16 protein-coding genes are annotated in these 20,663 nt (G+C 60.4%); 3 read left to right on the forward strand and 13 right to left on the reverse strand.

What is annotated here, in order from left to right; translation table 11 throughout:
* Positions 1-38: 38 nt before the first annotated feature.
* The 11 genes from ABS758_RS07540 to ABS758_RS07590 all read right to left on the reverse strand — a co-directional run bounded on the left by ABS758_RS07540 (position 39) and on the right by ABS758_RS07590 (position 15,204).
* The gene (locus ABS758_RS07540) at positions 39-1,163 is read right to left on the reverse strand and encodes a hypothetical protein (RefSeq protein WP_350381645.1); all 1,125 of its coding nucleotides are present in this window, start codon (positions 1,161-1,163) and stop codon (positions 39-41) included.
* The gene (locus ABS758_RS07545; RefSeq protein WP_350381643.1) at positions 1,151-2,851 is read right to left on the reverse strand and encodes an ATPase, T2SS/T4P/T4SS family; all 1,701 of its coding nucleotides are present in this window, start codon (positions 2,849-2,851) and stop codon (positions 1,151-1,153) included. Before ABS758_RS07545 ends, ABS758_RS07540 begins: the two co-directional genes overlap by 13 nt.
* Entirely contained in the window at positions 2,848-3,357 is a 510-nt protein-coding gene (locus tag ABS758_RS07550) for a hypothetical protein (protein WP_350381642.1), read from the reverse strand. The genes ABS758_RS07545 and ABS758_RS07550 overlap by 4 nt, the downstream gene beginning before the upstream one ends.
* Complete coding sequence (pilO2, locus tag ABS758_RS07555; RefSeq protein ID WP_350381640.1) at positions 3,341-4,597, reverse strand: type 4b pilus protein PilO2; 1,257 nt, start codon at positions 4,595-4,597, stop codon at positions 3,341-3,343. Before pilO2 ends, ABS758_RS07550 begins: the two co-directional genes overlap by 17 nt.
* A gap of 3 nt (positions 4,598-4,600) precedes the next feature.
* Entirely contained in the window at positions 4,601-6,187 is a 1,587-nt protein-coding gene (locus ABS758_RS07560; RefSeq protein WP_350381638.1) for a hypothetical protein, read from the reverse strand.
* Positions 6,187-7,119 carry a TrbG/VirB9 family P-type conjugative transfer protein gene (locus ABS758_RS07565; protein WP_350381636.1) on the reverse strand — a complete coding sequence of 311 codons (933 nt, stop codon included), beginning with the start codon at positions 7,117-7,119 and terminating at the stop codon, positions 6,187-6,189. Before ABS758_RS07565 ends, ABS758_RS07560 begins: the two co-directional genes overlap by 1 nt.
* 136 nt (positions 7,120-7,255) lie before the next feature.
* The gene (locus ABS758_RS07570) at positions 7,256-8,569 is read right to left on the reverse strand and encodes an extracellular solute-binding protein (protein WP_350381634.1); all 1,314 of its coding nucleotides are present in this window, start codon (positions 8,567-8,569) and stop codon (positions 7,256-7,258) included.
* Between the two features lie 6 nt (positions 8,570-8,575).
* Positions 8,576-9,829 (reverse strand): D-amino acid dehydrogenase, encoded by a 1,254-nt coding sequence (locus ABS758_RS07575; RefSeq protein ID WP_350381632.1) that lies wholly within the window; start codon positions 9,827-9,829, stop codon positions 8,576-8,578.
* Positions 9,826-10,869, reverse strand: coding sequence for a CDP-6-deoxy-delta-3,4-glucoseen reductase (locus tag ABS758_RS07580; RefSeq protein WP_350381630.1), 1,044 nt, complete (start codon positions 10,867-10,869; stop codon positions 9,826-9,828). The genes ABS758_RS07575 and ABS758_RS07580 overlap by 4 nt, the downstream gene beginning before the upstream one ends.
* A gap of 54 nt (positions 10,870-10,923) precedes the next feature.
* The gene (gene parC / locus ABS758_RS07585) at positions 10,924-13,233 is read right to left on the reverse strand and encodes a DNA topoisomerase IV subunit A (RefSeq protein ID WP_350381628.1); all 2,310 of its coding nucleotides are present in this window, start codon (positions 13,231-13,233) and stop codon (positions 10,924-10,926) included.
* 9 nt (positions 13,234-13,242) lie between these two features.
* Complete coding sequence (locus ABS758_RS07590; RefSeq protein WP_350381627.1) at positions 13,243-15,204, reverse strand: DNA topoisomerase IV subunit B; 1,962 nt, start codon at positions 15,202-15,204, stop codon at positions 13,243-13,245.
* Between the two features lie 156 nt (positions 15,205-15,360).
* Here ABS758_RS07590 and trxA point away from each other — a divergent pair, with 156 nt between their 5' ends.
* From trxA to gdhA, 3 genes are all read left to right on the forward strand, one after another.
* Positions 15,361-15,687, forward strand: coding sequence for a thioredoxin TrxA (trxA, locus tag ABS758_RS07595; protein WP_350381625.1), 327 nt, complete (start codon positions 15,361-15,363; stop codon positions 15,685-15,687).
* Between the two features lie 96 nt (positions 15,688-15,783).
* Positions 15,784-17,040, forward strand: a complete 1,257-nt coding sequence (rho, locus tag ABS758_RS07600; protein ID WP_350381623.1) for a transcription termination factor Rho — start codon at positions 15,784-15,786, stop codon at positions 17,038-17,040.
* 13 nt (positions 17,041-17,053) lie between these two features.
* Complete coding sequence (gdhA, locus tag ABS758_RS07605; protein ID WP_350381621.1) at positions 17,054-18,394, forward strand: NADP-specific glutamate dehydrogenase; 1,341 nt, start codon at positions 17,054-17,056, stop codon at positions 18,392-18,394.
* Positions 18,395-18,497: 103 nt separating this feature from the next.
* Here the strand turns inward: gdhA and rocF are convergent, their stop codons facing one another.
* Positions 18,498-19,421, reverse strand: coding sequence for an arginase (gene rocF / locus ABS758_RS07610; protein WP_350381619.1), 924 nt, complete (start codon positions 19,419-19,421; stop codon positions 18,498-18,500).
* 63 nt (positions 19,422-19,484) lie between these two features.
* Positions 19,485-20,570: an ornithine cyclodeaminase gene (gene ocd / locus ABS758_RS07615; protein WP_350381617.1), complete on the reverse strand. Its 1,086-nt coding sequence runs from the start codon at positions 20,568-20,570 to the stop codon at positions 19,485-19,487.
* Between the last annotated feature and the right edge of the window lie 93 nt (positions 20,571-20,663).

Consider the following 20,663-nt stretch of genomic DNA (forward strand, 5'->3'; position numbering starts at 1 on the left):
TGTCTCCTTTGCCGGTAGCCGGCCCGATTTGCCCGCCTTTATTGGCTGGCCTGAAACATCATCCAGCCGCGGCGCAGATCATCGATGGCCGCGTAATGCCACAGGCCCAATACCAGCACACTGGCAACACCTGTCAGCAGCACCAGCCAGCGCAAGACCTGTGCCTGCAGCTGAATCCTTTGAAACCAGACCTGGGACATGCGCTGGTGCACGATTTGCAGACCTTCCTGCAAGCCGCGTGCAGCAACCATGTCCTCCAGATACCAATACACATCACGATCCAGCAAACCGGTGTCAAACGCATCAGCCCCTGTCTCACCCTGATCGATCCGGGCCACCATCCTGCGCAAATGGGCGGCAAGCCAGGGCGAGGCCGTCTCAAACAGCAGGACAATCACTGGGCGTAACTGCGTGGAATGGCCTGTGCCGGGCTGCAGGAGAATGGTGATCAGCGCCAACAGACGCAAGGCCTGCACATTGCGATACAGACGCCACGGACCAAACCGATCGAGCAGGCGGCGACCATAGCCAGAGGTGCGCGGCAAACTGAACAGCCCGCCTGACAGCAGGGCCACCGTCAGGATCGGCAACCCACCCCCCCATACGCGCAGATAGCCGGCAAAGGTAAACAGGCTTTGTGCCCAGGCGCCGTGATAGGCAGGAGGCAAGCCCTGAAAGGCCTGCTGCAAGGCCGGGACAGTCCAGGCCGGCAGTGCCAGCATCAGCACACTGACGACCACCAGCGCCAAAGCAGCAGAACCCAGCGTTGCCCAGAGCATCCGCCTGGCCTGGATCAGCAAGCCCAGATGTCGGGCAAGGGCCTGAAAGCAGGCCATGAGCCGGACGTTGCCAAACGCCTGGGCCAGCTGCAACAAGGCTCGCTCATCATCAGGAAAACAGCCCTCCCAGGTGGCATGCAGATCACCGCCACTGGCCTCACACACCAGTGACCACTGCTGCGACAGCCGTCCACGAACCGTACGCCGGCCGTATCGTGTGGCATCCCGGTCAAATAGCTCACGCAGTGTCAGGCGCCCTTGCGCTCCATGAAGCACTGCATGCAAATAATCCAGATAATCTGCCCGTTGGGACGAGAAACGCCAGGCATCCAGCCTGTGCTGCCATAGGCCAACTTGGCCCGGCCAGAGGTTCAGACGCCGCATCGGGCTACCTGCCGAAATGCTGATTGGGGTGCACGGGCCTGGCGGCGCAAGGCCAGTGTTTCAAATGCCATGAAGCGCATCTCGATATCGTGCGGGTCTACCTCACCGGCCGCCACCTTTTGCATGGCATGTGCCATCGCGCTATAGGTGGAATCAGGCAGATAGGGATCCACAGCCCCGTGCTGCATTGGAGACAGGCCTGGTTCAAGGAGCTCTGCCGCCACCGTACGGCCAGCATAGCCGGCCAGTGCGGGTAGCTGAGGCAGCCGGCAATGCGGGCATCCCTCGGGGTTACGCACACGCAGTTGCCGGGGCGATACCTGCCAGAGTTGCTCGATACGATCCAGCCAGGCTGCCGTTTCTGGCGACCCCGACACGCCACGGACATCCTCTGTACGCACATGCCTGACCGGCAGGGCACAATGTGAGCACAGCCTGGGCAACAGCACCTGAAACACCAATAGCTTCAGCACCCCGGCCGTATGCAGGAAGTCGACTGGAATACCGATAAACCGGGAACTCAGGCGATCAATAATGGCGGCGGCCGAAGGCGCATGCACCGTGGTGTACAGATTGACGCCGGAGCTGGCCAGATCCATAAAAGCCAGGGCACTGTCCTGGTCACGAATTTCACCCAGCAGCACATCTGTCATGGCCGAGCGCTTCAAGGTGCGCAGTTTGGCGGCATACGGTGCGGATGCCTGCTGATCCAGATTGCGGGTGATGCTGTTTTGAATTGCACGTTCGATGCGGTATTCAACCGGCTCTTCAAGAGTGATGATCTTGCGCTCATCTGGCAGACGGCCCATCAGGCTGGTGAGCGTCGTTGACTTGCCGGAACCCACGGTTCCAGCCAGCACAATCGCGCCGCCCTCTGAGCGCAGCACACGATCAAAACATTGGATGTGATCGGCGCGATAGCCAAGGTCTTGGAGGCCGGCTTGCACCAGGCGGTGATCCTGCGCCAGGTAGCGCAGACAGACGCTTGGGCCGCGATCCGCCGCCAGCGAGGCCCAGCGCAACACACAGGCGCGCCCCTGAACCTGGCGGCGCAAAGTGCCCTGCTGCTCTTGTTGAGGGTCGAACACCGCGCCATTGCCGCCCTGGATATCCATCCAGGCCACGGCCAGCACATCCAGCAGCAAATCGGTGGGCATCAGGCGAAAGCGCTCGGGGGCAATATACCGGCCCGCAACGGTAAACCGCACATCGGATGTGGCGGCATCCTGATGAACATTGAGGTGTAAGTCGCTGGCCCGATGCGCCACGCCCCATTCAATCAGGTCTTGAAATACACCCGCCAGTGCCGTGGGTGTCCGGCTGGCGGGCGCAGGGCTGGCCAACACACCGGCATCTCGCGACAGGGCCAGCAACAAAGCCGCCGGCAGCACATAGCGGGCCGGATCGGACAGCACAAATCCTGCCGCCTGCATGCGCCGCTCCAGCGCATCTGCCTGATCACTGCCGACGTACTCCGCCCGCGCAAGCAACGTCATGCTGCCGTCTGTGCGCTCAACCGGGCAGATCCGGTCGGCCAGAGAATCGACTTCAAATTGCCGGGCAGCCAGGCGCCTCACAGGCGGCTGCAGCTGCGCCAGTTGGCCGGCGTGCTCGATGGTGGCCGCCGCCGCCAGGCAAAAAGGCGCTGAGGGCTCTGCCACCGTCAAAGGAGAAGACCAGATCTTCATGGTTGCACCTCACCCAGCAACATGCGCAAGCACAGCGAATGACGGTCTTCTCCGCGCTCGAGTTGTATGCAGGCGCCGTTCATCCCCCGAAGCTGATAGACGCCGGAATCACCCGTGTGGCCTGCCGGGAAGGGCTGGCCACGCACATACAGATAGGCTCTTTGACCCACCTGAACTTCAGCCATCAAGGCCCGGCCGACACCGTACAGGGCCACCAGACGTGGCGCCATCACCGGCCGTACAGAGGGTTTGATCCCTAGCGTGGCCACGCCAGGGTCCTGGGTGGATGTTCGCAGGACCTCTTGCAGATCCTGCTGCAACAACTCGCGTACGGACAGCGTTTCCCATGATTCCTCGGGAGTCGACGACACCGGCGCATCGGCCCCTGGTGGCGCTGCTGCCAACGCGCAGGACCACAAGAACATGGCCAGGCCAACCCAAAAATGGCGGCACATTGCCTTGAAGCGCACGGTTTGAGGCTGAACACGGTTAGTGACGGCTTTCATACACGGCCCCTTCGAGATGCAAGATAAGACGGCTATTTTTGAGGCTGGGGCGGACACCTGGCGCGTGGCTGAGCACCAATTTTTGCCATGACACCGCCTGAGCCAGAGATGCCAGCAAACCTGCGGACCTCAGCGGCCCTCGGATACTGAGTGGCCGCACTCTTACCACGGGCAGATCGGCGGGCTGGGGGATCAACTGCCCCTGGACATCACGCGGAGCAAGCAAGGCCAAAGGTTGCGCAGGCTTGAGCTGCACTGATGTAAAGGCCGGCAAGACCGCCTGCAAGCCACTGGCCCAACGGCGCGCAAGCAACTGAGCGGCCGGCAGATCCTGCGGCGCAGGCACCTGGCTGCTGACCGTTGGAGACCAATGAGCGCGAGCCGTGTCCAGCGACGGAAAATCCAGACGCCAACCGGTGGGGGCTTCTTGCATCAAGCCCTGATTGTTGGCCTGTGGCGCAACTCGCCGGTAGTCGCTGGCACACTGCCAGTGCTGCGAGCCCAGCTGGCAGCGTATGGTTTCGAGGACCCACCCGGCCACACGCACCGGCTGAGCCTGTACTGCTGCCAGCAAGTGGCGGGTACCTTGTTTGCCATGCACCGGGCGGGCAGCCATGGCCCGCTGAAGCGCCGCTTGCCAGGCGCGCCGAGCATCCGCACCTGGCACGGGTGTTGCCCGTGAAGTAGCCCACCAATATTGCCCACCCAGGATAGCAAGCAGCAGGAGCCCGGCAACTGACACCAGCCACTTTGAACGGCGGACAGGAACTCGCGCCAGGGTTGACGCACCCGCTGCAGCACGAGCCAGTTGCTGCAGAAGTGCCTCCGCCTGACTGGCCGCCGGTGGTACCTGCAATTTCGGATACGCGCCACGCAAGGCATCCAGCGCCTGCAAGGCCAGGCTTTCAGTGGGATAGTGTCGGTCGGCCCGGGCCAAGGCCACGCCTTCGTGGCATCCCAGCAAGTGCCAATGCTGTTCGCCAAGGGGCAGCACACAGGCCCACGACCCCTGGGGATGCAGGCGCGCCAGAAGATCAGCCGCCGACCAGCACGGTTCGGTGACAGGCAAGCGGGTGGCCAGGCCCAAGGCAGCGGGCGGATTACCTGACAGTATCTGATGGCGCGCACCTTCGCGGCGGGCCTGGTGCTGCGCGCGTGCAGAGTCTCCAAGCACCGGCACCCAGCTCAGGCCAAACACCAGCGGTACTCCGGCCACACGGACAAGATGGACGGGCGTCATGGTTTAAAGCCCTTCTTCGACCTGAGCGGTGATGATGAGCACCGTGGCCAGCCGTTGGGACTGCAGGTGGTTGCCACCCCCAAAAATGGCTGGCAAGCCTGGATTGAGGCGCCGCTCGGTGGATTCAGACTGTTGGCGGTCAAACCCCGAGACCACCAGTGGCTGCCCTGGCTGCAAAGCCAATTGCTGCACAGTGCCATTGCCTTCGATGGTGAGCTGCTGCAATTGCAAAGGATTGGCCTTGTCGCCAAAGGTGACGGTTTTTAAGGGCTGGGCGACCGTGTTGTCGTACGCCAGCGACAGTAAAATTTGCCCGTTTTCCTGGGCATCTGGCACCAGCGTCAGCAACGACCCCACGGTTTCTTCTTTTTGATTCACCGAAACTGCCGGAACGGCCAAACCATTGGTACCGGATAGTGGCGTGGTCTGAACACGATCAATATAAGAAAAGGTGGTGCGCACCGCATGGGTAACTGGCCGGCGATTTAGCGTAAGCATGGGTACGCTGCTGCGACGCACCAGGTGTACGGATTCTCCCAGTGCCCGGATCACCGCCTCACTGCCGCTCATTGAGCCCGTGCCCAGCCCTACTCCCAGCCTGCCCGCCGGCCCGCTGGCCAGAGCAGGCACCGTCAGGCTGGCCTCCAGCTGTGCCCCGGAAAACACCAGATTCCAGTCGAGGCTGGCCTGGGCCTGCTCGTTGAGCGCCACGGTGAGTTCTTCAAACACCAGCCTGACTCGGCGTGTGAGTGCACGGTTTTCCTTGTCGAGGTAGCCTGCGATGCGATCAAGCACCTCAGGCAAATCCGTCACCACCACGGTGGCACCCGCACCGGGCTCGGCCACCAGGACACCTGCGCGCGACAAAAATGGCTCTATTCGCGCACGCACCGTCTTGAGCACATCCTGATCGGTACTGTGCAACTGCGTGCTGGACGTACTGATAAAGCCGCCCTCTCCCTCCCGGCCCGCCAGGCCCAGGCTGGCCTGTGCCTTGGCATCCAGGGTAAGCGCACGCACATTGAACACCCGTGTCTCGGTACGAAAGAACTCGATGCGGCCCTGGGCATAGCGCCAGCGAATACCCAGGTGGGCACACAAACGATCCAGGATTAAAGGCAATGCCGCAGGCTGGGCAGCCAGATCGAAGGGTTGCTCGGGATCTTGCGCAGGCATGGGCACAGCGGCTTGCGCAAGACGCGGCAAAAAGTGGGCCGCCGGCAACAAGGCGTCGGGGCGGACATGAACAGGAATACCGGTAACCACGGAGATGCGTCGGGCAATACGCCGCAGATTGTCCGTGCCATCAGCAAACAGCAAGGTGGTGCGTACCTGCGCGCGTAGCGCCGGTGGCAGGGAAAGCTCTCGAGCCAGGGGCTGCGCCGGCCCCGCCACCCAAGGCTTGTCGACCTCCTGGGCGGCCTGACGGTGCCGGAGATTTTCGACGCTTCGACCAAAACGCTGATGCCCTTGCACCACAGACTTATCCAGTTGCTGATAATCCTGTGCGGCTTGTTGCAGTTTTTCTTGCAGGGCACAAGCGGGCAGTAGCAACAACATTGCAAGGCTGAACAGCCAACGCCCCTTCATCAGGATTCTCCACCAAGCTGCGTACGATCACAGCGCTGGGCCAAAGGCACGACACGCATCACCTGATTGGCATAAAAACACGGCTGAACTGGCCGGTCGCCGAGTTCGGTGGCGGCGAGAAGACTGCGTACTGCGCTACGGAAAGGTTCGTCAAATTCGGCTGAGCCGGCCAGCGGAATATCCACATCCACCGCCCAGTGCTCAGGCTCGAATGTCCAGCCGGCTTGCCGCGCCCAGCGCCCCAATGCACGGCGTACATTGCCATCTCCTGGTGTCACCTCGAAGGAGTGCTTTTTGCCAACCAATGGCAACCCTGCTGCCTGTGCGATGGGGGCACTGGCAGGTGCAAGGCGCGCACCAGGTGCAGTGCCGGAAGAAGCAGCCTGGACAACCTGACTGGCACCGGACGGGCGGCTGGGCATCAAGGTGGGAACAGACCTAGGAGCGGACGCCGCCACCGGTTTAGGTGCAGCAACGGGTGCCGCCACCGGGGCAACCGTGGCCACAGGCAACACCACCGGTGCAGGGGTAGGTGCAGGCGCTACCGACGCCCCGACGACACCAGATCCGGCCCCCTGACGTCGGGCCTCGGCCATGGACAAGCCACCACGCATCAGCAGATGACTGTGCACACCCCGCACGCGCAGGTAATCGCCGTCGCGCCGTGCCCGCAACAAGGTGTCGCCCGCAGGCGTACGGGCAAATACGGCAGGTACCGCCTGCCCAGCCGGATACTGCAGCCAGATGTCTGTGCCATCATCGAACACCTGCAAGGGAGCAAGATCCGGATCACCTGAGAGCTGCCAGCCAAAATGGTACTGAGCAATACGCGGCGACAAACCGGCGAAATCCCGCCACCAGGCCTCGCTTTGCGGCGTGGCACACCCAGCCAGCACCAGGCTGAAACACACCGCACCCAAGATCTTGATCATGCCTCTCTCCAGGTAAGCTCCCGGATCCGGCAAAAAAACAGGCACCAGATATCGGGTATCGGGTGCCTATGGTGGTCTGGTGGCGAATCCGCCACCAGACTGGGATGTACGAACGGATAAAAAAATCTGGGATGTTTTAGCGCTGGCGAACCATGCGATTACCCTCGGCGGTAGCGGTATTGAGTGCCGTGACAGCCGGTTGCTTGCCGTCCAGGGCCGAATTGATAATCTGCTGGAACTTGGTTCGGATCTCGGGGTAGTTATGAATCCGGAACCCCTGACCCGTGACTGCCGAGCGCCCGGCATACACAGCGACCAGGTTGCGCCACTGTCCCAGGTCGGTGTAGTAGCTGGCTGGTGTCCTATCGAAAGCAGCTTTTGTCAGTGGCAGATAACCGGTTTCCTGGTACCACTGCGCAGCGTGATCGGGCTGGGCCAGCCAGCCAAGAAACGCTGCTGTGGCGTCAGTCACGGGTTTGCTGGATTTCATCACCCATAATCCGGAACCGCTGATAAACGGATTGCCGGGCACCTTGGTGACCTCTGGGTAGTACGGCAGGCCCGATACCGCGTAGTGCAACTTGCGTTGTTCGTTGAACTGCCCGATATGTCCGGAGCTGGACATCATGACAGCGCACTCGCCATTGGCAAACCGGTTGATGGAATGCGTTCCGGCATCCGGGCGCACCATGATCTCCGAGCGCACCCAGCTGATCATCAGCGACAGATGGCGCACATAGGTGACATCAAACGAAAAACTGGGCAGGCCCTTGGCCTTGAGGCCGTTATCGGCACTGGCATACAGCTGATTATTGACGGCAGCCAGGTTTTCGAGATTGATGGATACCGGCAGGTTGGATGTGAGCGGGCACTTGCGCGAGCCCTTGTTGGCCATGCTGACCAGCTGCCCCTGGAGACTCATCCAGGTACGCTGCGGGATGGCTGGCACAATGCCCGCTTTTTTGAAGGCATCCTGGTTGTAATACATCACGGGGATTTCGAGCATGGCCGGAAACGCCATCAGGCGGCCCTTGGCATCATGGATGAAGGCGTTGTCCGAGGAAACGAACCAATCCACCTTTTTAAGTGGTGCGGATTTTTGCAGTGTATAAAAAGGCTGGACGTACGACCGTTGCGAGATGTCCTCGAGCGTATGGCTATCGCCGATCTGGGCCAGTGCCGGCAGCGACTTATCTTTGGCGGCCGCATCCAGTGCCTGACTGAGGGCCTCGGGTGTGTCAAACGAGCGCACCTTTACCTGAACATCCGACTGGCTGCGGTTATAGGCCTTGACCAGCGATTCAAACGCATCCGTATTGTGGCTATCCAGGCTGAGCCAGATTGGCACATCCGTAGCGGCCCAAGCCGGGCCTGAAGCAACCAGCGCGGCCAAAGTCCAGGCCGCACACAAGCCCGGGCGACGCGCGCCGGAAGCCATGGGAAAACTCATGATGATTTAATCCAAAAAAGGAAAGTCGATATCTGGCCGGCGCCCTGAAATCAGATCGGCCAAAACCCTGCCCGAGCCGGCTCCCATGGTCCATCCCAGGCTGCCATGACCTGTATTGACATACAGGTTGCGCAACCGTGAACGCCCGATCATCGGGACATTTGAAGGGGTTAGGGGCCGCAGTCCAGACCAGAACTGAACATTATCAAAATCGAGCGCACTTGGGAACAAGGAACGTGCATGTTCGGCCAATTGATTGCAACGGCCCGTATCCAAGGCGCGGGAATATCCACCGATCTCCGCCGTCCCGGCCATCCGCAACTGATTGCCCAGGCGTGATGTGACGATTTTCATTTCCTGATCGACCAGGCTGACCATGGGGGCGGCGGCAGGATCTCGCAGGTTGAAGGTGGCTGAATAGCCTTTGGCCGGGTACACCGGGCAGGCCAGCCCCAAAGGGGCCAGCAGCATCGGGCTGAAGCTGCCCAACGCCACCACATAGGCATCTGCGTGCAAAGACCTGAAAAAACCATCGGGTTCGACGATCTCGGCAACCGACACCTTGCCATCCACGGCATGCAGACGATTGACCCGCGTATTAAAACGGAAACGCACGCCGGCCGCCTGCGCATGACTGGCCAGCGCACGTGTAAAGAGGTGTATGTCGCCAGACTCATCGTCCGCGGTGAAATCCCCACCAATAATGGGATCACGGGCCGCGGCCAACGCGGGTTCGATGCGCAGCACCTCGGCGGCATCCACCACCTGGCGATCCACACCCAGCTTCCGCATCAGCGCAGCACTGGCCTGGGCATGCTCGAACTCTTGTGGATTGCGGTAAAACGCCAGGATGCCGCGCTCGAGGTGGTTGTAATCAATGTGCAGTTCTGTCCGCAGTTCGCGCAGGGTTGCGCGGCTGTATTGAGCCAGCGCCACCATGGCACGCACATTGCGTGCAAATCGTGGCGGGCGGCATTCATTCAGGTAGCGCGCGCACCACATCCACTGGCGCAGGCTCAGGCGTGGGCTGAAGCGCAGCGGCGCATCGGCACGCCCCACCCAGCGCAACACCTTCTTTAGTGTATGGACGCTGGCCCAGGGCTCGGCGTAGCACACGGATATCTGCCCGCCATTGGCCCGGCTGGTTTCCAGGGCTGCGCCGGGCTGGCGATCGATGACTTCAACTTCGTGTCCCGCGCGGGCCAGCCACCACGCACTGGATACACCGATAATGCCTGCACCCAACACTGCAATTTTCATGCTTGGGCCTCGGCCCGATCGGCCTCGGTGGTGAAAGCATCGGCGTAGAACATGTCTGGCGCCAACCGGCATTTTCGTGTGAAGTCGTGACGGGCGGCCTCGACCATTGCCGGCGCGCCGCAGGCATACACCTGATGCCCGGATAAATCCGGGAAATCGGCCATCACCGCCTGATGTACCCAGCCCGCGCGGCCTCTCCAGGCATCTTCGGGTTGTGTATCGGACAGCACCGGCACAAAGCGAAACCCTGGCCGTTGAGCCGCCCATGCCCGGGGGAGATCCATCTGATAAAGATCAGCCGGCCGGCGCCCGCCCCAGTACAGCACAGCAGGACGGGCATCGCCTTGCACCAGCATGGCTTCGATCATGGCCTTGATGGGCGCAAACCCGGTGCCGCTGGCCAAAAAGATAATGGGCTGCGGTTGATCGCGCAGGAAAAACGAACCCAGTGGCCCCTCGATACGCAAGATGTCGCGCAGCTTGACAGGCGACTCACCGACACCAAAGACGCGGTCAGTGAAAAAGCCCCCCGGAGTGTGTCGCAGATGTAATTGCACCCTGTGGTCCTGGGCCCGGGCGCAGGCCATCGAATAGCTGCGGCGCTGGCCATCTTTAAAGAGGAAATCCAGGTATTGCCCCGGCTGAAAATTAAACGCTTCGGCCGAGGGCAACTGGAGGGTGAGTTCGGTGACATCGGTGGCCAAAGGCGTCAATGCATGCACGCGCACCGGCATCTTGCGCACCACGATATCGCCCCTGAGATGCACTTCTTCAGCCTCGATGGTGACATCAGAGGTGGGACATGCCTGACACAGCAGCGTGTAGCCTTGTGCGAGATCGGCCGCATCCAGAACGCGGCCGGGGGCAGGCCCGGCCTCATATTCACCCGTCACCACCCGTCCGCGACAGGTAGAGCATGTCCCGTTGCGGCAGCTGTAAGGCAGCACGATGCCTGCCTCCAGGGCAGCATCCAGTATGGTTTGCCCAGGCTTGGCCACAAACGCTTGGCCAGCCGGCTGCACCGACACCTTGAAGCTCATTTCAGATTCCGAAAAAACCAACGCCAATCTGTTATTTTAGACCCCTCGGCACTGTTAACCAGCCGTACCCGACCACAGGCTGGGCTGCTTGATTTTGACATCCAGCAACTTGCCCTTGCGTGCGCGCCGCCCGACATAGGCGGCCAGGTCATCGGGCGTCAGGCGCAACTCGGTGTCGCGGGCTCGATACAGACCGCGCAGTACGACGCCAGCCGGCCCCACAGCCGCCCATTGCGCCAGATGATCATCATCATCCAGACCCATCAAAATGGTGCCGCGTCCGCCACCCGACAAGGTCTTGAGCTCATCGAGCGCCACCACCAAAAAGCGCCCTTTCTGACTCAACAGCGCCAGCGCCTGATCCTCGGGGCCGAGCAACAGGGGTTTAAGCAAGGTTTCGCCCTTATCCACCGTGATGAACTGCTTGCCGGCATGCTGACGGGTACTGAGGTCTCCCGCCGTGGCCTTGAAGCCATAGCCAGACGCCACGCCGAGCATCAGGGATTGATCTGCCGCCGCCACCAGCATGTGCACGATCCGGCTGCCGGGCTCAAGCGACACCATCGAGGAAATGGGCTGGCCGTCTCCGCGGGCCGAAGGCAGGCCGGCCACTGGCACGCTGTAGGTGCGGCCGGTGCTGGAGATGGCCAGCAGCTCTTGCGTGCTGCGGCATTCCACCGTGTCGTACAGCGAATCGCCCGCCTTGAAGCCAAACTGGCTGGCATCATGCCCATGGCCCTGGCGCACACGTAACCAGCCCTTTTGCGACATCACCACGGTGACAGGCTCATCCAGCACGGTGGTCTCCATCACGGCACGGTCGGCCGCCTCGATGAGGGTTCGACGATCGTCTCCATACTGTTTGGCATCGGCTTCGATTTCACGGATGATCAGACGCCGAAAGGCGTCGGGATTGTCCAGCAAATGTTCAAGCCCCTCTTGATCCTTGCGCTTTTGTTCAAGCTCCTGCTCGATACGGATACCCTCGAGACGGGCCAACTGGCGCAAGCGCATTTCGAGGATATCGTCGGCCTGGCGCTCGCTGAGATTAAAGCGCTGCATCAGGGCATCACGCGGATCATCCGCCTCACGGATCGTGCGGATCACCTCATCCACGTTGAGGTACACAATGCTGCGGCCCTCCAGGATATGGATGCGATCCAGCACTTTATCCAGGCGGTGGCGCGTACGCCGGGTAACCGTTTGCGCCCGAAACGCCAGCCAGGATTCAAGCACCTGGCGCAGGCTGCGCTGCCCCGGCCGGCCATCGGTATCGATACACACCAGATTCAGCGAGACATTACCCTCAAGCCCGGTGCGTACGAGCAGCAAGTTGACAAACTCATCACGGTCGATGGTTCTGGACTTGGGCTCAAACACCAGCCGCACCGGCGCTTGCTTGCCGGACTCATCCCGCACGGTATCGAGCAGCCCCAAGACCAGCGCCTTGGTTTGCTGCTGCTCGGAAGACAGGGATTTTTTTCCTGCTCGTGGCTTGGGGTTGGTGAGGTCTTCGATGGTTTCGAGAATTTTCTGGGATGAGGTGCCGGGAGGAAGCTCTGTGACCACCAGTTGCCACTGGCCGCGCGCCAGATCCTCGAAGTGCCAGCGGGCACGCGCCTTGATTGACCCACGCCCACTGGCATAAATATGCGCCACATCGGCTGGCGACGAAATGATTTGTCCGCCCCCCGGGAAATCCGGCCCTGGCACCAGGGCGTACAGTTCCTCATCTGCCAGGTTGGGCTTGCGCAGCAAAGCCACACAGGCACGGGCAATTTCGCGCAAATTATGCGAGGGAATCTCGGTAGCCATCCCCACGGCAATACCCGAGGCCCCGTTGAGCAGCATTACGGGCAGACGCGCCGGCAGGCACACAGGCTCTTGCTGGCTGCCATCGTAATTGGGGACGAAATCAACGGTGCCCTCGTCCAGCTCATCAAGCAACAGACGCGAGAAAGGTGTCAGGCGTGCTTCGGTATAGCGCATGGCCGCAGCATTATCGCCATCCCGCGAGCCAAAATTGCCATGGCCGTCTATCAGGGGGTAACGCAGGACAAAATCCTGGGCCATCCGCACCATGGCGTCGTAGGCCGCCTGGTCTCCGTGAGGGTGATACTTGCCCAGCACATCACCCACCACCCGGGCGGATTTCACTGGGCGCGACTGGCCTCCCAGCCCCATCGCATCCATGGCGTAGAGTATCCGCCGCTGCACAGGCTTCTGGCCGTCCGAGACTTCCGGCAAGGCCCGGCCACGCACCACCGAGACGGCGTAATCCAGATAGGCCTGCTCGGCATAGCGGGCCAGCACCAGGCCGTCATCCCCATCTGCAGTCAATAAATCCGCGGTATTGGCATCCATTTTGATTCCTTAAACATCCACTTCGGCCAGATTGCCTTTGTCTTCGAGCCAGCTGCGCCGCTGTCCCGATTCGCCCCGTGCCATCAACATCTCGAACAGCTGCATCGACGCCTTCACCCCCTCGTCGCCATGCCGCACCTGAGCCAGCCGGCGGGTGTCGGGGTTGAGCGTGGTATCCCAAAGCTGTTCGGCATTCATTTCGCCCAAGCCTTTGAAGCGGCTGATGCGCCAGCTGCCCTCGCGCAGGTTTTCACCCCGCAGTTTTTCCTGCACCGCATCCAGCTCCTCCTGATCCAGACAATACAGCTTGCGCGCCGGCCGCTTGCCGGCCGCCGGTACATCCACGCGAAACAGGGGTGGGCGCGCAATATACACGTGTCCGGTGTCGATCAACTGCGGGAAATGGCGCAAAAACAGTGTCAGCAAAAGCACCTGAATATGCGAGCCATCGACGTCCGCATCAGACAAAATGCAGATGCGGCCATAGCGCAGGCCCGACAGATCGATATCCTGGCCAGGCGCATGTGGATCCACCCCGATGGCCACGGAAATATCGTGGATTTCGTTATTGGCAAACAGGCGGTCACGCTCAACCTCCCAGGCATTGAGGATCTTGCCTCGCAGCGGCAAGATGGCCTGAAACTCCTTGTCGCGCCCCATCTTGGCAGAACCACCGGCCGAATCACCTTCAACCAGAAAAACCTCGGTGCGCGATGCGTCCGAGGATTCGCAGTCAGTAAGTTTGCCCGGCAGCACCGCCACACCAGAACCCTTGCGCTTTTCCACCTTGCGGGCTGCCCGCGTACGGGCCTGCGCCTGGCCAATGGCCAGCTCGGCCAGACGTTTGCCGTGTTCGACATTGGCGTGCAACCAAAGCTCTAGCGCGTTGCGCAGATACGTGCCCACCAGGCGCACGGCATCGCGGCTGTTCAGCCGCTCTTTGATCTGGCCCTGAAATTGGGGATCAAGCACCTTGGCCGACAAAATAAAACTGGCACGGGCAAAGACGTCCTCAGGCAACAGGCGTATGCCTTTGGGCAGGAGATTATGCAGCTCGGCAAAGGACTTGACGGCGTTGAACAAGCCTTCACGCAGGCCAGATTCGTGGGTGCCGCCTGCCGTGGTGGCAATCAGGTTGACATAGGATTCGCGGACCACCGGTCCCTCTTCTGTCCAGGCCACCACCCACTGGGCGCCCTCGCCGCGGGCAAAATGCTCATCGTCAGCCCCCGCGTACTGCTGGCCCAAAAACATGGGGATCAGCACCGGCGTACCCGCCAGCGCCTCAGCCAGATAACCCTGCAAACCAGACTCGTAATGCCACTCGCGTTGCTGGGCATTTTTTTCGAGAGTCAGGGTAACGCGGGTACCGGGCAGCAGCACCGCTTTGCTGCGCAAGGCATGTTCAAGATCCGCCAGCGGCACCTGCGCGTGGTCGAAATACCGGGGATCAGGCCAGGCCCGCACCCGCGTGCCCGTGCGCCGCTTGCCCACACTGCCTGTTTTGCTCAACGGCTCTATCACTGCCCCATCGGCAAACACGATGCGGTACTCTCCGCCATCCCGCCAGACCGTGACCTCAAGACGCGTCGACAAGGCATTGGTGACCGATACACCCACACCATGCAGGCCACCGGAAAACGCGTACGCGCCGCCGTCGGCCTTGTTGAATTTGCCACCGGCGTGCAGCCGCGTGAACACCAGCTCAACCACTGGCGCATGTTCTTCGGGATGCTCGCCCACCGGTATCCCCCGGCCATCGTCCTCCACCGAGAGGCTGCCATCGGCATGCAAACTGACCGCGATGTGCTGGCCGAAACCAGCCAGGGCTTCATCTGCTGCGTTATCAATTATCTCCTGGATGATGTGCAAGGGGTTGTCGGTTCGGGTGTACATGCCGGGGCGCTGACGCACCGGCTCCAGACCCTTCAAGACTCGAATCGAAGATTCGTCATAGCGTGCTGTGCTCAATGTACTGTCCGTGATTAGGCATCAAAAAGGTCACCATTTTACGAAGATAATGGTATGCTTAGTGATATCGGGCTTGTCGCGCCCTTATTCAAGCGCCGGCACAACGTCCTGCCCGGCTTATTCCCTTATCCAGCAACTGCGACCCTACCGCACACCATGAGCGACTCCATCCAGCACGTAAGCGATGCGTCATTCCAGGCTGACGTGCTCCAATCCGAACTTCCCGTCCTGGTCGATTACTGGGCAGAATGGTGCGGCCCCTGCAAAATGGTGGCCCCCCTGCTCGACGAAGCCGCAGCCCAATACCAGGGCCGGCTAAAGATCGCCAAGCTTAACGTCGACGAAAACCCCAACAGCGCAGCCCAATACGGCATCCGTGGCATTCCCACACTGATGCTCTTCAAAGACGGCAAGGTTGCCACCACCAAGGTGGGCGCGCTGTCACGTACACAGTTGCAGGCTTTTCTCGACGAAGCCCTCTAACTCCTTTTCACCCCGACCCATCCCGCACGCCAGTGCCTGCGAGCCCATTTCCGGGCTCGTAACGGGTCCAACGACTCTACCTTTCTCTTCTTCCCCATGCATCTGAACGAACTCAAAGCGCTGCACGTTTCGCAGTTGCTCGACATGGCCGCCGGTCTCGAGATCGACAACGCCAGCCGACTGCGCAAACAAGAACTGATGTTCGCCATCATGAAACGGCGCGCCAAACAAGGCGAGCAAATCTTTGGTGATGGCGTGCTCGAAGTGCTACCCGACGGGTTCGGCTTCCTGCGCTCACCCGACACCTCGTATCTGGCCAGCACTGACGACATCTATATCTCGCCGTCTCAGATCCGCCGATTCAACCTGCATACGGGCGACTCCATCGAAGGCGAAGTCCGCACACCCAAAGACGGCGAGCGCTACTTTGCCCTGGTCAAGGTGGACAAGGTCAATGGCATGCAACCCGAGGCCATCAAGCACCGGATCATGTTCGAGAACCTGACGCCGCTGCACCCCGATGAGCCCATGGTGCTCGAGCGCGACATCAAGAGCAAAGAAAACATCACCGGGCGCATCATGGATATCTTTGCCCCGATCGGCAAAGGTCAGCGCGCCCTGATCGTTGCCAGCCCAAAATCCGGCAAAACGGTGTTGATGCAGCATATCGCCCACGCCATCACCAACAACTATCCGGAAGCGGTGATGATCGTGATGCTGGTCGACGAGCGTCCCGAAGAAGTCACCGAGATGCAACGCACCGTGCGCGGTGAAGTTGTGGCCTCCACCTTCGACGAGCCCGCCACCCGGCACGTACAAGTGGCCGAGATGGTGATCGAGAAAGCCAAACGACTCGTCGAACTCAAAAAAGATGTGGTCATTTTGCTGGATTCGATTACGCGCCTGGCCCGCGCCTACAACACAGTTGTCCCTGCCTCAGGCAAGGTGCTTACCGGTGGTGTCGATGCCAACGCATTGCAGCGGCCCAAGCGCTTCTTTGGCGCGGCCCGCAATCTCGAAGAAGGCGGCTCCCTTACCATCATCGGCACTGCCCTGATTGAAACCGGCAGCCGCATGGACGAAGTGATTTACGAAGAATTCAAGGGCACCGGTAACTCCGAAGTGCACCTCGAACGCCGATTGGCCGAGAAGCGTATTTATCCGGCCATCAACCTGAACAAATCCGGCACACGTCGCGAAGAGCTCCTGATCAAGCCCGAACTTTTACAAAAGGTTTGGGTGCTGCGCAAATTTATCCACGACATGGATGAAGTGGACGCCATGGAATTCATCCTGGACAAAATCCGGGCCACCAAAAACAACGCCGAATTTTTTGACATGATGAAGAAATAAGCGAGCATCTTTCATGAGTCTTCCTTCCGTCGAACAGTTTCTTTTACAACTACAGGCACGCGATCCTCACCAGCCCGAATTCATGCAGGCTGTCAAAGAGGTCATGCACAGTTTGTGGCCGTTCATCGAAAAAAATCCACGCTATGCCAGCCAGGCCTTGCTTGAACGCATCGTCGAACCCGAACGCGCCATTCAGTTCCGGATCTGCTGGATGGACGACACTGGTCACATCCGCGTCAATCGTGGCTTTCGTATTCAGCACAGCTCTGCCATCGGCCCCTACAAGGGCGGGATGCGGTTCCACCCTTCGGTCAACCTCTCCATCCTCAAGTTCCTGGCATTCGAGCAAACCTTTAAAAATGCCCTCACCACCCTGCCCATGGGCAGCGGGAAAGGCGGATCCGACTTTGACCCCAAAGGCAAGTCCGACGCCGAAGTGATGCGTTTTTGTCAGGCGCTGATGATCGAGCTCTATCGTCACCTGGGCCCCGATACCGATGTGCCGGCAGGCGACATTGGCGTAGGCGGCCGCGAAGTCGGCTTCATGGCCGGCATGATGAAAAAGCTCTCCAACCAAACCGGCAGTGTCTTTACCGGCAAGGGCCTGTCCTTTGGCGGCAGCCTGATTCGCCCCGAAGCCACCGGCTACGGTGTGGTGTACTTCGCTGAAGAAATGCTCAAGCACGTAGGCCAGTCGCTCGAAGGCTACACCGTGGCGGTGTCGGGCTCTGGCAACGTCGCGCAATACGCTATCGAAAAATGCATGCAGCTGGGTGCCCGCGTCATCACGGTGTCCGACTCCCACGGCTGCGTGGTGGATCCAGCTGGTTTTACCCCCGAGAAGCTCGCCGCATTGATTCAGCTCAAAAACGAGCAACGCGGCTGCATCGAAGAATACGCCAAGCAATTTGGCCTTACCTACCAGGATGGCAAACGCCCCTGGCACGTGCCGGTAGACGTTGCCTTGCCCTGCGCCACACAAAACGAGCTAGAGATCGATGACGCCCGCACCCTGATCGCCAATGGCGTGAAATGCGTGGCCGAAGGCGCCAATATGCCCTCATCCATCGAAGCAGCAGAAGCCTTCATCGCGGCAGACGTGCTGTACGCGCCAGGCAAAGCCAGCAACGCAGGTGGGGTAGCCGTATCCGGCCTCGAAATGAGCCAAAACGCACAACGGCTGCACTGGACCCGCGAGCAAGTGGACACCAAGCTGCACGACATCATGCGCGACATCCATCGCAACTGCGTGCACTATGGCACCGACAACGGTACAACCAATTACCTCAATGGCGCCAACATCGCCGGCTTTGTCAAAGTGGCTGACGCCATGCTCTGCCAAGGGGTGTACTGATGTATTTGCCACAGATGTCACTGCATCCGTGAAAAAAGCTCCCTCGGGAGCTTTTTTTTATGGCACAGCCTTTTGATCTGGCTACCGGTGTTGCCCCAGACCATCAGCGAGCCCCACGCACCAGCGTGCTTTTGCCAAACAGACTTTCAACCATTTGCACCGCCACTTTGGCGGTGCTGTTGCGCACATCCAGGGCCGGATTAAGCTCGACAATATCCAGCGAGCCCACCCGCCCGGTATCGGCCAGCATTTCCATGCACAGCTGAGCCTCGCGCCAGGTGGGCCCACCCTGCACCGTGGTGCCAACCCCCGGCGCATCGCGAGGATCCAGAAAATCCACATCAAAACTGACATGGATATGTGCGTCGTCTGGCAAATCGGCCAAGGCCGCCTGCATCACCGCCCGCATACCCAGTTCGTCGATGGTGCGCATGTCGTAGACATCGAGCTTTTGTTCATGCACAAACAACCGCTCTTGATGATCCACGCTGCGGATACCGATCATGCGCAAGTCTGCCACACCCAACGCAGCGCCGCTGCCCCCCAGATCAACGAGGGCATCGGGGCCAAAACCGCATAGACAAGCTACCGGCATGCCATGCACGTTACCGCTGGGCGTCAGTGTTGCCGTATTGAAATCGGTATGGGCATCCAGCCAGAACACGCGCAACGGACGCCCTTGTTGACGGCAATACCGCGCAACCGCCCCAACAGACCCCACCCCCAGGCTGTGGTCACCGCCCAACATCAGGGGCAGCCGCTGGGCGCGCAATTGGATCGACACTGCATCAAACAGGGTTTGGTTCCATTGAACAACCTCAGGCAGATGACGATAACCTTGCACGGGGGCCTGCCAGGGATTAACCGGGCCGGCCAGGTTACCGGTATCCAGCACGTCCAGCCCCTGGCGAGACAATGCCCGGGCAAGGCCCGCCACGCGCAGGGCCTCCGGCCCCATCGAGGCGCCCCGCACCCCGGCCCCCACATCCGTGGGGACACCAATCAGGGCAACTGTTTTTTTGGTCATGGCCTGTCCTTTTGTGCTTGCTGCCACGCGACGCACTGCGACATAAAACACCTGCAACGCAGTTTAAACATACTGCGTGTCCTGGCGCGAGCGCGTGGTTTTCTGTCCAACGCCCGTGGCACCATCCGCCGCACCCAGGCGCCGCATCGCACCAAACAGATTTTTAGGATTACCCTCGGGGACAAGCTCCAGTGCCTGGCCAATGTGCAGCGCACGTGATTGATCCCAAAGAAAACGCAGGGCAGAAAAATCCTCAAGTGCAAACCCTACTGAATCAAACACGGTGATTTCGTCGTTGGCCTGGCGGCCTGGCCGATGGCCAGCCAGGACTTCCCAGAGGGGAACCACGCCATAATCAGCAGGCATCTGCTGGATTTCACCCTCGATACGGGACTGCGGTTCAAACTCGATAAAGGTGCTGGCCCCCTGGAGAATATCGGGGTGAAGCTCTGTCTTACCCGGACAATCGCCGCCCACGGCATTCAGGTGCACGCCCGGACGTACCATCCCGGGGGTCAGAATCAGGGCATTGGTCTTATCCGCCGTAACCGTGGTGATGATGTCGGCTCTGGCCGTGGCCTGGGCCACACTGGTGGCCAGATGCACGTCCAGGCCCGGACAAACCGATAGGTTCTTGATCAGCTTCTGGCTGGCGCGCGGGTCTATGTCGTAGACAAATAACGTGTCGATACCCAGCATATGGTGAAACGCCAGCGCCTGAAACTCGCTTTGCGCGCCGTTGCCGATCAGGGCCATGGTGTGCGCCCCCGGGCGCGCCAATACGCGCGCCGCCACCACCGAGGTGGCGGCAGTACGCAAAGCCGTGGTTAAGGTCAGTTCGCTCAGCAGCAACGGCATGCCCGTGCTGACGTCCGCCAAGGCGCCAAAAGCCATCACGGTGGGCAAGCCCTGGCGCGGGTTGGCGGGGTGTCCGTTGACGAACTTAAATGAATAGCGTTCAGTGTCTGTGGTGGGCATGAGTTCGATCACGCCAACCGCCGAATGGCTGGACAGCCGTGGCGTTTTTTCGAACGACTCCCAACGTAGAAAATCATCCTGAACATATTGGGCCAAGACCGCCAGGGCCTTGGCAATCCCCATGCGGTTGACCAGCATGGCGACATCGGTGGTGGTCAGCATCCATGTCATGGTGTGTCTCCTGATGAACTATAACGATCCCGTCTAGACTGTCTTTATTATTCTCAATCGTCTGATCAATTCATAGTGTCAAAAATTAACAAT

Origin of the sequence: Castellaniella sp. FW104-7C03, assembly GCF_040276085.1 — a bacterium.
Taxonomy (GTDB): Bacteria; Pseudomonadota; Gammaproteobacteria; order Burkholderiales; family Burkholderiaceae_B; genus Castellaniella.